Below are 15,403 nucleotides of genomic sequence, written 5' to 3' on the forward strand. Positions count from 1 at the left end.
CCCAAAAAGAAAAACCCCGCCAACGCGGGGTTTTATGACGTGCCGAAATTCTAAAGGATTTCGTACTCAGGCGTAGCGGCGCAAACGCATGGCGAATTCCTGCAGAGCCTTGATGCCGCTCTGTTCAGCACGGTGGCACCAGTCCTGCAACTGCGTCAGCAACTGGTCGCGCGACGCATTCGAACGCTCCCACATCGACGCCAGTTCGTTGCGCAGTTCGATATAGGTGCGCAGTTTCTGGCTGTTCGCGAAGATCTGCGGCAACTGACGCTTTTGCGGTTCGTCGAGACCCGACTCTTCCTTGTGGAACCAGCTGCGCGCATTGCGCATGACCTGGTACTTTTCGCGGGCGCCCACTTCCTTCAGATGCGCGAGTTCCTGACGATACGCGCGCTTCACAGCCTTGCCGTAGCTGGCCATGACTTCGTAGCGGTTTGCGAGCACGGCTTGCAGCGTGTCCTGATCGAGAACCAGCTTGCCCGTCGACAGACGCGGCGTCGGTGCAATCTTCTTCACCTTGGCCAGACGGAACGCCGAGAGAATGCGGATGTACATCCAGCCGATATCGAACTCGAACCACTTGTTCGACATCTTGGCCGACGTCGCATACGTGTGGTGATTGTTGTGCAGCTCTTCGCCGCCGATCAGGATGCCCCACGGGAAGATGTTCGTGCTTGCATCTGCCGAGTTGAAGTTGCGGTAGCCCCAGAAGTGCGCGAGACCGTTGACCACGCCTGCGGCCCAGAACGGAATCCAGATCATCTGGATAGCCCACACGCTCAAACCGACGATACCGAACAGCGCAACGTCGATCACCATCATCAGGCTGATACCGAGGATCGGGTACTTCGAGTAGACGTTGCGTTCCATCCAGTCATTCGGCGTGCCGTGGCTGAACTTGCGCATCGTTTCTTCGTTCTTCGCTTCCGCGCGATACAGTTCGGCGCCTTCGAGCAGCACCTTCCAGAAACCGCGCGTCTGCGGGCTATGCGGATCTTCTTCGGTCTCGCACTTCGCGTGGTGCTTGCGGTGAATCGCAGCCCACTGGCCGGTCAGCATGCCCGTGGTCATCCACAGCCAGAGGCGGAAGAAATGACTGGCGACCGGGTGCAGATCGAGCGCGCGATGCGCCTGGCAGCGGTGCAGATACACCGTCACGCCGATGATCGTCACGTGCGTCATTGCCAGTGCGGACAATATGATCTGCCACCACGAAAGACGCAGCAGGCCGTTGCCAAGGAAATCAAGCGAGGAATTCAACAAGGTCGTTTACCTGTGGAACAGAAAACATCCGCGCAGTGGCGGATGTCAAGAAAGTGAAAGCATACGTCGAGATTGGACGGTAGTTTACTAGAACCGTTCCAAGTGTATGTAACAAATGGATATTTTTTTACCCTGGCGAGAATTCGCGGGGCTTCGACGCAGTGTTTTGAATGCCGTTTTTAGCGTGCGACAGGCTCTGGCGGGGCGTCTGGCGGGGGCGCAGACTTGTTTGCGGCGTGCCCGGTCATTGTTACCGCCTGTGGCAGCATGTCGCTGGCGCTGCCCACAATTCGCACTTCACGTTGCGCGTACGGAATCGAAATGCCGTGTTCGACAAAGAGTCGCCAGATATTCCGGTTCACCGCCGAGCGGACCGACGCAGTCCCCGTCGCCGCGTCTTCGATCCAGAAACCCAGTTCGAGATTGATGCCGTCGGGGCCAAAGCTGGCGAGGTAAGGCGTCGGTACCGGCTCCTGCAGCACACGGCTCACTCCCTGGGTCGCTTCGACCAGCAAGGCCATCGCCTGCTCGACATCCGATGTGTAGGCGACCTGGACCGCCGCCTTCGCATAGCCGCGCGTCAGATACGACGACTGGTTCTGCACGACGTCGGTGATCAGCTTTTCGTTCGGAATCAGCGTCTCGTTGCCGTCGAGCCCGCGCACCACCGTATAGCGCGTGCGGATCTGCGTAACCATACCCTGCAGTCCGCTCACGTTGATCGTGTCGCCGATGCGCAGCGACCGGTCGATCAGGATGATGAAACCCGACACGTAGTTGCTCGCGATCTTCTGCAAGCCGAAACCGAGCCCAACGCCAAGCGCACCGCCGAACACCCCCAGCACCGTGATGTCGATGCCGACCAGCGACAGGCTGATCAGCACGGCCGCCAGCATGAAGAGCGCCCGGCCGACCCGCGCCAGCACCACCTTCAGGTTCGCATCGAGCGAACGGGAGCGGATCAGCCGCTCTTCGAACGTTGCACCGAGCCACATCGCGACGATCATCGTCACGCACACCCAGAGCACGCCGTTTAACAGCGACAGCAGCGTCAGGTGAGTATTCGCGATGCGGAACTTCACGCTCCCCATCCACGCGAGCACATCGTCCTGAATGCCCATCACGGTGAACACCATGCCCGCCCACACCACCAGTGAGACGAGCTTCTCGACGAGCGAAAGCCATGCATGCGTCTCGCCGTGCGCACCGAACACGCGCCGCGCGATGAAGAACACGAGATAGATCAGGCCGATGCCGAATAGCGGCACGAGCGCGAGATCGAGTAGCGACGTGTCCATGAACTGCTCGGCAATTGCCTGCGCGATCAGCACGAACACACCGCCGAGCAGCGGGAAAAACGCCTTGTTCAGACTCTCTGCGCCGAAGCGCAGCGTCTGGTAACGCGTCTGGCGCCGCAGGTCTAGCAAGCGCCGCAACCACCGTGCAAGCAGCCACGCGAGCGCCAGCGTGCCGAGCAGCACGCCCGCCTGCCATACGATCCCCGGCTGACCGAAATCGCGCGTGAGGCCGCCGAGCATATGGGACAGGATGCGATCGGACAGGGTCGTCAAAGGTGTCTCACGTGAAATCGAAGGTTGCGCGCCGCAATCGGCCTCGGCCTAGCCGCGGCGTTCCAGCACGGCCGCGAAGAAGCCGTCGGTTGCGTGGCGATGCGGCCACAGCGAGAGATAGTCGCCGGTATCGATGTCGATGCGCTGTTCAGCGAGCACGTCGCGCGCCGGCACCAGCGCGAAATCCGCGTGATCGGCGAGAAACTGCGTCACGATCGCCTCGTTCTCCGCTTCGAGAATGCTGCACGTCGCATAGATGAGCCGGCCACCCTTCTTCACGAGACGCGACGCGCTCGCCAGAATCGATGCCTGCTTGGGCGCGAGTTCGGTGATCGACGCCGGCGTCTGGCGCCACTTCAGGTCCGGGTTGCGACGCAACGTACCGAGCCCGCTGCACGGCGCGTCGACCAGCACGCGATCGATCTTGCCCGCAAGGCGCTTGATCTTCGCGTCGTGCTCGCTGTCGATCAGCACCGGGTTCACGTTCGACAGCCCGCTGCGTGCGAGCCGCGGCTTGAGCTTCGCGAGCCGCCGGTCGGAAATGTCGAAGGCATAGAGGCGACCGGTGGAACGCATCATCGCGCCGAGCGCGAGCGTCTTGCCGCCCGCGCCTGCGCAAAAGTCGACGATCATCTCGCCGCGCTTGGGCGCCACCAGCGAGCACAGCAGTTGGCTGCCTTCGTCCTGCACTTCGACCCAGCCGTTCTGGAACGCATCGAGCTTCGTGAGCGGCGGCTTGCCGACCACGCGCACACCGAACGGCGCAAACGGTGTCGCGCCCGCTTCGATGCCGGCCTTGCCGAGCGCGCTCAACACTTCATCGCGACTCGCCTTTTGCGGGTTTGCGCGCAGATCGAGCGGTGCCGGGTAGTTGAGCGCCGCAGCGAGCTGGGCCAGTTCCTCGGGCGGAAAGCGTGTGTTGAGCGCGTCGCAGATCCAGTCGGGCAGGTTCATGCGGATACGCAGCGGCAGGCTCTCCGGATCGATCTTCGCCACGTGTTCGAGCCACGTGCTTTCGGAATCGGACACGAACGGCTTGAGCGCACTGCGGCCCGCCGTCTGCATCAGGCCGAGCAGCGCAAGCCGCCGGGCGGGGCTGCCCGCGCCGCTCTCGGCCAGATGCGCGAACTCCATCCGGCGACGCAGCACGGCGAACACGGCCTCGGCGATCACACCGCGCTCGCCATGCCCGAGCTTCGGGTGAGCACGGAAAAAGCGGCTGGTAGTAGCGTCGGCCGGGCCCGCGAACTTCAGGACCTCGGCCAGCAGCGTTTCGGTTTGTCCAATCAGGAATCCATGTAGTCTCATGCGCCCTCTCCGGCGTAGCTTGTCGTTTCAGCAAAGAGCCACTGCGGCTCGGGCGGTGTTACGGCGACACGCAGTCCGTCGGGGCAAGACGCCCTTCGACGAACCAGCGCACCGCGCGTGGGTAAAGGATATGTTCGGCGGCCAGCACGCGGGCGGCGAGCGTCGCGGCGTCGTCGCCGGCGAGTACCGGCACCGCCGCCTGGGCGACGATCGGCCCGTGATCGAGCTGCGACGTGACAAAATGCACCGATGCGCCGTGCAGACGGACGCCTGCGTCGAGCGCTTGCTGATGCGTTTTCAGACCGGGGAAGCTCGGCAGCAACGAAGGATGGATGTTCAGCATGCGCCCCGCGTAGCGGTCGACGAAGCCGGCGGTCAGCACCCGCATGAAGCCGGCGAGCAGGACCAGGTCGGGCGCAAAGCTGTCGATCTGCGCGGCCAGCGCGGCGTCGAAGGCCTCGCGGTCAGGGTACTGGCGGTGGTCGACGACCGCCGTGGCAATGCCTTGCGACGCGGCGAACCCAAGGCCCGCGGCGTCAGGACGGCTGGCAATCACGGCGGCGACCTGCGCCGGCCAGCGCTCACGCGCGCAGGCGCGGACGACCGCTTCCATGTTGCTGCCCCGCCCCGAAATCAGGATGACGAGTTTTTTCATTGGCGGATTTTATCATTCGGGAACCCTCGAACCGCGCTGCGCCGCCGTGGCCGGCTCCGAGCGTTTATAATCATTCGTTTTGCGGCATTCCGGCCGCCTCATATAACACCCCGCTATCGTGAGAGTTTTCCGCGGTCTTCCCAATGCCGAAAGCCGTGCGCCGTGCGCATTGACGATCGGCAACTTCGACGGTGTCCACCGCGGCCATCAGGCTCTGCTCGCGCACGTGCGCGCCGCCGCCGATGCGCGCGGGCTGCCCGTCTGCGTGATGACCTTCGAGCCGCACCCGCGCGAATTCTTTAACCCGGCCGGCGCGCCGCCGCGCATCGCGATGCTGCGCGACAAGCTCGAAGCGCTGCGCATGAACGGCGTCGACCGTGTGGTGGTCGAGCATTTCAACCAGACTTTCGCGAGCCAGTCACCGGATGCGTTCGTTGAACGGATCATCGTGAACGGGCTGCACGCGCGCTGGGTGATGATCGGCGACGATTTCCGCTACGGTGCCCGGCGCGCCGGCGACTTCGCCTCGCTGAAGGCGGCCGGCAACCATCACGGTTTCGAGGTCGAGCAGATGGCGACCGTTGCCGATCCATCCGGCGCGCGCATTTCGAGTTCCGGTGTGCGCGCGGCGCTCATCGCCGGCGATCTCGATGCGGCGCGTGGCGCGCTCGGTCGCGACTACCTGATTAGCGGTCACGTCGTACACGGCATGAAACTCGGCCGCGATCTCGGTTTCCCCACACTGAACCTGCCGATCGCCCACAAGCGGCCGGCGCTCGCGGGCATTTTCGTGGTCCGTGTGCATGGTATCGGCGACCAACCGTTGCCGGGCGTCGCAAGCCTCGGCCTGCGGCCGACCGTCGACGACTCCGGCCGCGTGCTGCTCGAAGTGCATCTGCTCGACTGGCACGGCGATGCGTACGGCAAGCTCGTGCGCGTCGAATTCCTGAAGAAGCTGCGCGACGAAGAGAAGTACGTCGATCTCGAAACATTGACCGCTGCGATCGCCCGCGACGTCGCCCATGCACGCGAGTGGTTCGCGGCCGCCGGTGGCGCTGCACCGGGCCGCAGCGCAACGGGCTTCGCCACCTCGGCGACCGATCGAATTAGCTAGCCTTATGCGGTACCGTGCCGGCACGCTGCCTGCACAGTACCGATCGCCGCGTTCCGGCAGGCCTGCCGCGCACCGCGCGGAACCGCCCACCGGACGCTCCCCGCACAGCTCGCGCCGTAGCGCGGACCGCATACACCCAGACACTGTATCTAACGCGACTTCATCATGAGCAACAAGAAAGCCGATTCGAAACCGCAGAGCCGCTACCCGGTCAACCTGCTCGACACGCCGTTCCCGATGCGCGGCGACCTGCCGAAGCGCGAACCGCAATGGGTCAAGGACTGGCAGGAAAACAAGATCTACGAAAAGATCCGCGCCGCCAGTAAGGGCCGCAAGAAGTTCATCCTGCACGATGGTCCGCCGTATGCGAACGCCAACATTCACCTCGGCCACGCGGTGAACAAGATCCTCAAGGACATGATCGTCAAGGCGCGCAATCTCGCCGGCTTCGACGCGGTCTATGTGCCGGGTTGGGATTGCCACGGCATGCCGATCGAAATCCAGATCGAGAAGCAGTTCGGCAAGTCGCTGCCGGCTGCCGAAGTCATGCAGAAGGCACGCGCCTACGCGACCGAGCAGATCGAGATCCAGAAAGCCGGCTTCCGGCGGCTCGGCGTGCTCGGCGAATGGGACAACCCGTACAAGACGATGAACTTCGTGAACGAAGCCGGTGAGCTTCGTGCGCTCGCGAAGATCATGGAAAAGGGCTACGTGTTCCGCGGTCTGAAGCCGGTGAACTGGTGCTTCGATTGCGGCTCCGCGTTAGCTGAAGCAGAAGTCGAGTACGCGGACAAGACCGATCCGACCATCGACGTGCTGTTCCCGTTCGCCGATCCGGAAAAAACCGCTCAGGCTTTCGGCCTCGCCGCGCTGCCGCGCAACGAAGGTGGCATCGTCATCTGGACGACCACACCGTGGACAATCCCCGCGAACCAGGCGCTCAACGTGCATCCGGAAGTCGTGTACGCGCTCGTCGATACGTCGCGCGGCCTGCTGATCCTCGCGCAGGAACGCGTCGAAGCGTGCATGAAGGACTTCAGTCTGGAAGGCACGGTGCTCGCAACGACTGTGGGTGCCAAGCTCGCGAACCTGCGCTTCCATCATCCGCTCGCGTCCGCGCATCCCGGCTACAAGCGCACGTCGCCGGTGTATCTCGGCGACTACGTGACCACCGATACCGGCACCGGCATCGTCCATTCGTCGCCGGCTTATGGCGTCGAGGACTTCGTGTCGTGCAAGGCGCACGGCATGGCCGACTCCGACATCATCAATCCGGTGATGGGCGATGGGCGTTATATCGAATCACTGGCGTTGTTCGGCGGCCTGTCGATCTGGGCGGCCAACCCGAAGGTAGTCGAAGCACTGCGCGACGCAGGTACGCTGTTACGCAGCGAGAAATACACGCACAGCTATATGCATTGCTGGCGCCACAAGACGCCGATCATCTATCGCGCGACATCGCAGTGGTTCGCCGGCATGGACGTCGTGCCGAAGGACAGCGAGAAAACGCTGCGCGAAACCGCGCTCGAAGGGATCGAGGCAACGGCGTTTTATCCGTCGTGGGGCAAGCAACGCCTGTTTTCGATGATCGCGAATCGCCCCGACTGGACGCTGTCGCGCCAGCGTCAATGGGGCGTGCCGATGGCGTTCTTCGTGCACAAGGAAACCGGCGAGCTGCATCCGCGCACGATCGAGTTGCTTGAGCAAGTCGCGCAACGTGTCGAAAAGGCCGGCATCGAAGCATGGCAAACGCTCGACCCGCGCGAACTGATCGGTGACGACGCGAATCTCTACGAGAAGAACCGCGACACGCTCGACGTCTGGTTCGATTCGGGCACGACACACTGGCATGTGCTGCGCGGCTCGCACAAGGAAGAGCTGCAGTTCCCCGCCGACATCTATGTCGAAGGTTCCGACCAGCACCGCGGCTGGTTCCATTCGTCGCTGCTCACGGCGTCGATGATCGATGGACGGCCGCCGTATAACGCACTGCTCACGCACGGCTTCACCGTCGACGGCGAAGGCCGCAAGATGAGCAAGTCGCTCGGCAACGGCATCGACCCGGCGGAAGTCTCGAACCGGCTGGGCGCGGAAATCATCCGTCTGTGGATCGCCTCGACCGACTATTCGGGCGAGCTCTCGATCTCCGAAGAAATTCTCAAGCGCGTGACGGAAAGCTATCGCCGGATCCGCAACACGCTGCGCTTCCTGCTCGCGAATCTGTCCGACTTCAATTTTGCAGAGCATGCACGCCCGGTAGAAGACTGGCTCGAGATCGATCGCTATGCGGTGGCGTTGTCCGCCGCGTTGCAAACGGATGTGCTCGCGCATTACGACCGATACGAGTTCCATCCAGTCGTTGCGAAGCTGCAAACGTTCTGCTCGGAAGATCTCGGCGGCTTCTACCTCGACGTGCTGAAGGACCGGCTCTATACGACCGCACCTGATTCCGCCGCACGTCGCGCTGCGCAGACCGCGCTGTATCACATCGCGCATAGCCTGCTGCGAATGATGGCACCGTTCATGTCGTTCACCGCGGAAGAAGCGTGGAAGGTGTTCCAGCCGGACAGCGAGACGATCTTCACCGAGACGTATCACGCGTTCCCAGATGTACCCGAGGCAGCCGCGCTGCTCGACAAATGGACACTGCTGCGCGCGGTACGCAGCGACGTGACGAAAGCACTCGAAGAAGCGCGTGTCGCGAACCTGATCGGTTCGTCGCTGCAAGCGGAAGTCGAGATTCGCACGAGCGGTGCGCGTCACGATGCGCTCGCCAGCCTCGGCGCCGACCTGAAGTTCGTACTGATCACTTCGGCGGCAACGGTCGTGCGGGTGGACAGCGAAGCAGATGAAAGCGTCGAAGTGATCGCCTCGAAATACCTGAAGTGCGAGCGTTGCTGGCACTACCGTGCGGACGTCGGCGAGAACGCCGAACACCCGACGCTGTGCGGACGCTGCATCAGCAACCTGTTCGGCAGCGGCGAAACGAGGAGCGCGGCATAATGCCCAAAACCCTGTCGAAATCGAGCGGCGGAACGCTCGCACCATGGCTCGGCGTTGCATTGATCGTGATTCTGTTCGACCAGTTGTCGAAGATCGCCGTATCGAAAGTATTTGCGTACGCTCAACCGTATGAACTGACGCCGTTCTTCAACCTGTTTCTGGTGTTCAACCGTGGTGCCGCGTTTAGTTTTCTCGCCACGGCAGGCGGCTGGCAACGCTGGGGGTTCACAGCCCTCGGCGTCGTCGCAGCGCTCGTCATCGGCTATCTGTTGAAACGGCACGGTGCGCAGCGGCTTTTTTGCACGGCGCTGGCGCTGATACTCGGCGGTGCGCTCGGCAACGTGATCGACCGGCTGATGTATGGCCACGTGATCGATTTCCTCGATTTTCACGTGCGCGCATGGCACTGGCCGGCGTTCAATCTCGCCGACAGCGCGATCACGATCGGCGCTGCTCTGCTCGTGTTCGACGAATTGCGGCGCGTGCGCGGTTCGCGCTGATGCCGTAGCGGTTCGCAGACCGGTGCAGCACGCGCCGGTCGCCCATGTTTTGTCGGAGGCTTGCGTTGGCCACTGTCGCACCCGGAGAACTCGCAGGTAAACATCTCGTCCTCGGTCTGACGGGGGGATCGCTTGCTACAAGATCGCTGAACTCACGCGCCTGCTCATCAAGGCCGGCGCGACCGTGCAGGTCGTGATGACCGACGCGGCCACGCAGTTCATCACGCCCGTCACCATGCAGGCACTGTCGGGCCGCCCCGTCTACACGAGCCAGTGGGACGCGCGCATCGCGAACAACATGCCGCACATCGATTTGTCGCGCGAAGCGGACGCCATCGTGATCGCGCCGGCATCGACGGATTTTCTCGCGCGTCTTGTGCACGGCATGGCCGACGACCTGCTGTCCACGCTGTGCGTCGCGCGCGATTGCCCGCTGCTCGTCGTTCCCGCCATGAACCGGCAGATGTGGCAGAACCCGGCCACGCAACGCAACGTCGCGCAACTGCGCGCAGACGGCGTCGAAGTGCTCGGACCGGATTCGGGTCCGCAAGCCTGTGGTGAAGTCGGCGACGGCCGGATGCTCGAACCCGAAGCCACTTACGAAGCGATCGCTTCGTTCTTCCATCCGAAAGTCCTCGCGGGTCGCCGCTTGCTGCTCACCGCGGGTCCGACCTTCGAACCACTCGATCCGGTACGTGGTATCACGAATCGTTCGAGCGGCAAGATGGGCTTCTCGCTCGCACGCGCCGCGCAACAGGCAGGTGCAGAGGTTCATCTGATCGCGGGGCCGGTTGCGCTCGACACACCGTGGGGCGTCTATCGCGAAGACGTGCAGACCGCGCAGCAGATGCACGACGCCGTGATGCGCGCGGTGGCCGACTGCGATGTGTTCATCGGTGTGGCTGCAGTGGCCGACTGGCGCGTCGATCACGCAAGCCCACAGAAGATCAAGAAGACCGCCGACAAACCGATGCCGACGTTCACGTTCGTCGAAAATCCGGACATCCTAGCGGCGGTCGCGAAGCTTGCTCATCCACCGTTCTGTGTCGGCTTCGCCGCGGAAAGCGGCGATCTCGAGTTGCACGGCGAAGAGAAGCGCGTGCGCAAGAACGTGCCGCTGCTGATCGGCAACCTGGGTCCGCTGACCTTCGGCCTCGACGACAACGAAGTGGTCCTGTTCGAAGCGTCCGGTGCGACGAAACTGCCGCGCGCGGACAAACGCGCGCTGGCGGGCACGCTGATCGCGGAGATCGCAAAGCGTCTACCCGACACAAGCCTGATCCGCTGAACTGAAATCCCCGGAGCGGTACAGTCATGACGCTACTTTCCGTGCTCGATCAAACGCCCGTGATCGATGGGCACTCGGTGGCCGATGCGGTCGCGGCGACCGTCGAACTCGCGCAGCTCGCCGACGACCTCGGCTACACGCGCTACTGGTGCGCTGAGCATCACGGTCTGCGCGGCGTCTCCAATCCCTGTCCTGAAGTGATGCTCGCGCGGCTCGGTAGCGTGACGAAGCGCATCCGGATCGGCTCCGGTGGGGTGATGCTGCCGTACTACAGCCCGTTCAAGCTCGCCGAACAGTTCATGATGCTCGAAGCACTGTTCCCGAACCGCGTCGATCTCGGCGTCGGGCGCGCACCGGGCGGCGATATGAAGACTGCTCAAGCGGTCGCGGCCGGCGCGTACAACCGCGGCGACATCTTTCCGCAACAGGTCGCCGAGTTGGTTGGTCTGATGAACGGCACACTCCCCTCCGACCATATCGCCCACGGCGTGCTGCTGCAGCCGCAAGTCGACACGCGGCCGCAGTTGTGGATGCTCGGTTCGAGCGAATTCGGCGGGTTGCTTGCTGCGCAGCTTGGCATCCGCTTCGCCTTCGCGCATTTCATCAACGCGCACTTCGGGCATCAGGTCGCAGAGGCGTATCGCGAGCGCTTCGTGGCAGGCAACGAAGCGCGGCCGTACCTCGCGGCCGCGGTGTTTGTCATCTGCGCGGACACCGAACAGGAAGCCGCCGACCTCGAAAAAGCCGTCGACCTGCGCCGCGTGCAGATGGCCTACGGCCTGAACGCACCGATCCCGTCGATCGAACAGGGACTTGCGCAGGAATACGGCGAACGCGAACAACTGGTGATCGCGCGCGAGAAACCGCGCAGCGTGATCGGCACACCCGAGACGGTGACCGAACGCCTGCTCGCGATCAAAGACCATTTCCAGGCCGACGAACTGATCGTGCTGACCGTCGCGGGCAGTTATCGCGCGCGGCTGCGCTCCTATGAACTGCTTGCCGATGCGTTCCAGCTGAAACGCTAAAGCCCCCTCTTCTTTCCTGACCTCTTCCGAAACCGCATGAAACTCGACCTGAAGATTCTCAATCCGAAGATGCGCGACCAGTTGCCCCATTACGCGACAACGGGCAGCGCTGGGCTTGACCTGCGCGCGTGCCTCGACGAACCGCTGGTACTCGAGCCCGGACAAACCGCGCTCGTGCCGACGGGTCTCGCAATCCACGTGGGCGACCCCGGCTATGCGGCATTGATCCTGCCGCGCTCCGGGCTCGGTCACAAACATGGCATCGTGCTTGGCAATCTCGTCGGTTTGATCGATTCGGATTACCAGGGCGAACTGATGATCTCGACATGGAATCGCGGGCAAACCACCTTCACGCTGAATCCGCTGGAACGGCTCGCGCAACTCGTGATCGTGCCGGTCGTGCAGGCTCAGTTCAATATCGTCGATGACTTCGAGCAGAGCGAGCGTGGTGCGGGTGGTTTTGGTAGCACCGGGAAGCACTGAGGGGTTCGCTTCACGCGCGCGGTGGCAAGCCGGGCAATAAAAAACGGCGTGGGTTTTTAAGCCCACGCCGTTCTTGTTTCAGCCTGCTCCAGCTTCGGAATCACTCGACCTCGACGGCCTCAGGATTCGGATTGCGTGGCTCCGACTGCTCGTCGAACGTCAACTGCACCTTGTCGTTCTCGTCTACGTCGACCGTTACGCGGCCACCGGTGACGAGCTTGCCGAACAACAGTTCGTCGGCAAGCGCGCGGCGAATCGTGTCCTGGATCAGGCGCTGCATCGGCCGTGCACCCATCAGCGGATCGAAGCCGTGCTTGGCAAGATGCGCACGCAGCGCGTCGGTGAAGAGCGCGTCGACCTTCTTCTCGTGCAGTTGATCTTCGAGCTGCATCAGGAACTTGTCGACCACGCGCATGATGATTTCTTCATCGAGCGAGCGGAAGCTGATCGTCGCGTCCAGACGGTTGCGGAACTCCGGCGTGAACATGCGCTTGATATCGACCATTTCGTCGCCGGTTTCACGCTTGGTCGTGAAACCGATCGTCGACTTCTGCATCGATTCGGCGCCCGCGTTCGTCGTCATGATGATGATGACGTTGCGGAAGTCCGCCTTGCGACCGTTGTTGTCTGTCAGCGTGCCGTGGTCCATCACCTGCAGCAGCACGTTGTAGATGTCCGGATGCGCCTTTTCGATTTCGTCGAGCAGCAGCACGCAATGCGGCTTCTTCGTGACGGCTTCGGTCAGCAAACCGCCCTGGTCGAAACCGACATAGCCTGGCGGCGCGCCGATCAGGCGACTCACCGCATGACGCTCCATGTATTCCGACATGTCGAAGCGCAGCAGCTCGATGCCGAGCGTGAACGCAAGTTGCCGCGCCACTTCGGTCTTGCCGACACCCGTCGGGCCGGAGAACAGGAAGGCACCGATCGGCTTGTCCGTCTTGCCGAGGCCCGCGCGCGCCATCTTGATCGCGGCCGACAGTGCATCGATAGCCGGGTCTTGCCCGAACACGACGCTCTTCAGGTCGCGATCGAGCGTTTGCAGCTTGCTGCGATCGTCCTGCGATACGCTTTGCGGCGGCACACGCGCGATCTTCGAAATGATTTCTTCGATCTCGCCCTTGCCGATCGTCTTCTTCTGCTTCGACTTCGGCAGGATGCGTTGCGCTGCACCGGCTTCGTCGATCACGTCGATCGCCTTGTCGGGCAGATGACGGTCGGTGATAAAACGTGCCGACAGTTCAGCCGCCGCCGACAGCGCACCCGACGAATACTTCACGCCGTGATGCTCTTCGAAACGCGACTTCAGGCCGCGCAGGATCGCCACCGTCTGTTCGACAGTCGGCTCGGTCACGTCGACTTTCTGGAAGCGGCGTGACAGTGCAGCGTCCTTTTCGAAGATGCCGCGGTATTCGGTGAACGTCGTTGCGCCGATGCACTTCAGCACACCCGACGACAACGCCGGCTTCAACAGATTGGATGCGTCGAGCGTACCGCCCGATGCGGCACCCGCGCCGATCAGCGTATGAATTTCATCGATGAACAGAATGGCGTGCGGGCGCTCCTTCAATTCCTTGAGCACCGTCTTCAGGCGCTGTTCGAAATCGCCGCGATACTTCGTACCGGCGAGCAACGCGCCCATGTCGAGCGAATACACCTGGGCATCCGCGAGGATGTCGGGCACTTCGCCACGCGTGATGCGATACGCAAGCCCTTCCGCGATCGCCGTCTTGCCGACGCCGGCCTCGCCGACCAGCAGCGGGTTGTTCTTGCGCCGACGGCACAGCACCTGCACGACGCGCTCGACTTCGGCTTCGCGACCGATCAGCGGATCGATGCGGCCGTCCTTCGCCATCTGGTTCAGATTCGCCGTGAATTGCGCGAGCGGCGTTTCCTTCTGCGCGCCGGCTTCATCAGATTCGGCGTTCGCGTCGCTCGCCTTCGCGGGGTCGGTGCTACTTGTCTTCGCGATGCCATGCGAAATGAAGTTCACGACATCGAGCCGCGTGACGCCCTGCTGTTGCAGGTAGTACACCGCGTGCGAATCCTTTTCTCCGAAGATCGCCACCAGCACGTTCGCGCCGGTCACTTCCTTCTTGCCATTCGAGGTGGACTGCACATGCATGATCGCGCGCTGAATCACGCGCTGGAAACCGAGCGTGGGTTGCGTGTCGACGTCATCCGTGCCTGGCACGGTTGGCGTGTTGTCATGAATGAAGTTGCGCAGGTTCTGCCGCAGATCCTCGATGTTGGCCGCGCATGCGCGCAACACCTCTGCGGCCGTCGGATTGTCCAACAGGGCCAGTAAAAGATGTTCGACCGTTATGAACTCGTGCCGCGCCTGGCGTGCTTCCATGAACGCCATGTGCAGGCTGACTTCCAGTTCCTGGGCAATCATGCTTCCTCCATCACACACTGCAGCGGATGCCCGGCCTGCCGTGCGTGGGTAACGACTTGCTCGACTTTGGTCGACGCGATGTCCCGCGTATAGACCCCACAGACTCCCCTACCTTCGCGATGCACCTTCAACATAATCTGCGTTGCGGTCTCACGATCTTTACTGAAATACTCCTGCACGATCATCACGACAAATTCCATCGGCGTGAAGTCGTCATTCAGCAGCACCACCTTATACATGGATGGCGGTTTCAGCTTTTGTTCCTGCCGCTCCAGTACGGTGCCGTCCTGCTTGTCCGGAATAATCGCCATACACCCATTCTAAACATCTCGGACAGGCCCGCAATCCTGCCAAAACCCCGACCGCCCGGCCGGTGACCATTCCGCCTCGGCCCTGCAGCCGAGTGTGTCGGCGCGAGCGCTCCGCGATGAGCCGAATGCGGTGCCGGCCCTCCCGAAAGTCGATCTTGCATCAATCAAAACTACCTTTGGATCGAGTATCGCATAACCCGCCGGGACCCGTTGGCCGCACCACACTCGCCACGACCCGCAGAACTCCATGTGAGTCGATTATGCGACTTTTCAAGACACCACGCTCGCGTGAACATATATAAAGAAAAGCGGGAAAAACCCTGAAAATGGGATTCCCGCAACGGCCCGGCGCCTGTCTCAAAATTTTCTTGACACTCGAATTAAGAGCCTCAACAATCAAGCTGGCACTTTTTTCAACCAGCCATTAATTCCGAAAAAAATGCCGAAGGTGAGCTTGTGAGGAGGGGACGGCTGCAGCCGC

General features: G+C 62.4%; 10 protein-coding genes and 2 pseudogenes. 6 read left to right on the forward strand and 6 right to left on the reverse strand.

Annotation, left to right across the window (positions count from 1 at the left end; genetic code table 11):
* Positions 1-66: 66 nt before the first annotated feature.
* The 4 genes and pseudogenes from FNZ07_RS29340 to purN all read right to left on the reverse strand — a co-directional run bounded on the left by FNZ07_RS29340 (position 67) and on the right by purN (position 4,797).
* A complete protein-coding gene (locus tag FNZ07_RS29340; protein ID WP_091011255.1) occupies positions 67-1,263 on the reverse strand; it encodes a DesA family fatty acid desaturase in 1,197 nt (398 codons plus the stop codon).
* A gap of 179 nt (positions 1,264-1,442) precedes the next feature.
* Positions 1,443-2,801 carry a mechanosensitive ion channel family protein gene (locus FNZ07_RS29345; RefSeq protein WP_091011254.1) on the reverse strand — a complete coding sequence of 453 codons (1,359 nt, stop codon included), beginning with the start codon at positions 2,799-2,801 and terminating at the stop codon, positions 1,443-1,445.
* Between the two features lie 81 nt (positions 2,802-2,882).
* Positions 2,883-4,142, reverse strand: coding sequence for an RsmB/NOP family class I SAM-dependent RNA methyltransferase (locus tag FNZ07_RS29350; protein ID WP_091011253.1), 1,260 nt, complete (start codon positions 4,140-4,142; stop codon positions 2,883-2,885).
* A pseudogene (gene purN, locus FNZ07_RS29355) lies at positions 4,139-4,797 on the reverse strand (phosphoribosylglycinamide formyltransferase). Before purN ends, FNZ07_RS29350 begins: the two are co-directional and overlap by 4 nt.
* Positions 4,798-4,915: 118 nt before the next feature.
* Here purN and FNZ07_RS29360 point away from each other — a divergent pair.
* The 6 genes and pseudogenes from FNZ07_RS29360 (at position 4,916) to dut (ending at position 12,213) form a co-directional block, all read left to right on the forward strand.
* Positions 4,916-5,911, forward strand: coding sequence for a bifunctional riboflavin kinase/FAD synthetase (locus FNZ07_RS29360; RefSeq protein WP_091011251.1), 996 nt, complete (start codon positions 4,916-4,918; stop codon positions 5,909-5,911).
* A 165-nt stretch (positions 5,912-6,076) separates the two neighbouring features.
* Positions 6,077-8,914 (forward strand): isoleucine--tRNA ligase, encoded by a 2,838-nt coding sequence (gene ileS, locus FNZ07_RS29365; protein ID WP_091011250.1) that lies wholly within the window; start codon positions 6,077-6,079, stop codon positions 8,912-8,914.
* Entirely contained in the window at positions 8,914-9,414 is a 501-nt protein-coding gene (gene lspA, locus FNZ07_RS29370) for a signal peptidase II (RefSeq protein WP_091011249.1), read from the forward strand. Before ileS ends, lspA begins: the two co-directional genes overlap by 1 nt.
* Before the next feature lie 44 nt (positions 9,415-9,458).
* Positions 9,459-10,702: pseudogene (coaBC, locus tag FNZ07_RS29375) on the forward strand (bifunctional phosphopantothenoylcysteine decarboxylase/phosphopantothenate--cysteine ligase CoaBC).
* Positions 10,703-10,728: 26 nt separating this feature from the next.
* Positions 10,729-11,730, forward strand: coding sequence for an LLM class flavin-dependent oxidoreductase (locus FNZ07_RS29380; protein WP_091011247.1), 1,002 nt, complete (start codon positions 10,729-10,731; stop codon positions 11,728-11,730).
* A 36-nt stretch (positions 11,731-11,766) separates the two neighbouring features.
* Positions 11,767-12,213 (forward strand): dUTP diphosphatase, encoded by a 447-nt coding sequence (dut, locus tag FNZ07_RS29385; RefSeq protein WP_091011246.1) that lies wholly within the window; start codon positions 11,767-11,769, stop codon positions 12,211-12,213.
* A gap of 100 nt (positions 12,214-12,313) precedes the next feature.
* On the opposite strand, the gene clpA is transcribed toward dut, so the two are convergent.
* Positions 12,314-14,611 carry an ATP-dependent Clp protease ATP-binding subunit ClpA gene (clpA, locus tag FNZ07_RS29390; protein WP_091011245.1) on the reverse strand — a complete coding sequence of 766 codons (2,298 nt, stop codon included), beginning with the start codon at positions 14,609-14,611 and terminating at the stop codon, positions 12,314-12,316.
* Complete coding sequence (gene clpS, locus FNZ07_RS29395; protein WP_091011244.1) at positions 14,608-14,922, reverse strand: ATP-dependent Clp protease adapter ClpS; 315 nt, start codon at positions 14,920-14,922, stop codon at positions 14,608-14,610. Before clpS ends, clpA begins: the two co-directional genes overlap by 4 nt.
* Between the last annotated feature and the right edge of the window lie 481 nt (positions 14,923-15,403).

This window comes from Paraburkholderia megapolitana (assembly GCF_007556815.1).
Lineage (GTDB): Bacteria > Pseudomonadota > Gammaproteobacteria > Burkholderiales > Burkholderiaceae > Paraburkholderia > Paraburkholderia megapolitana.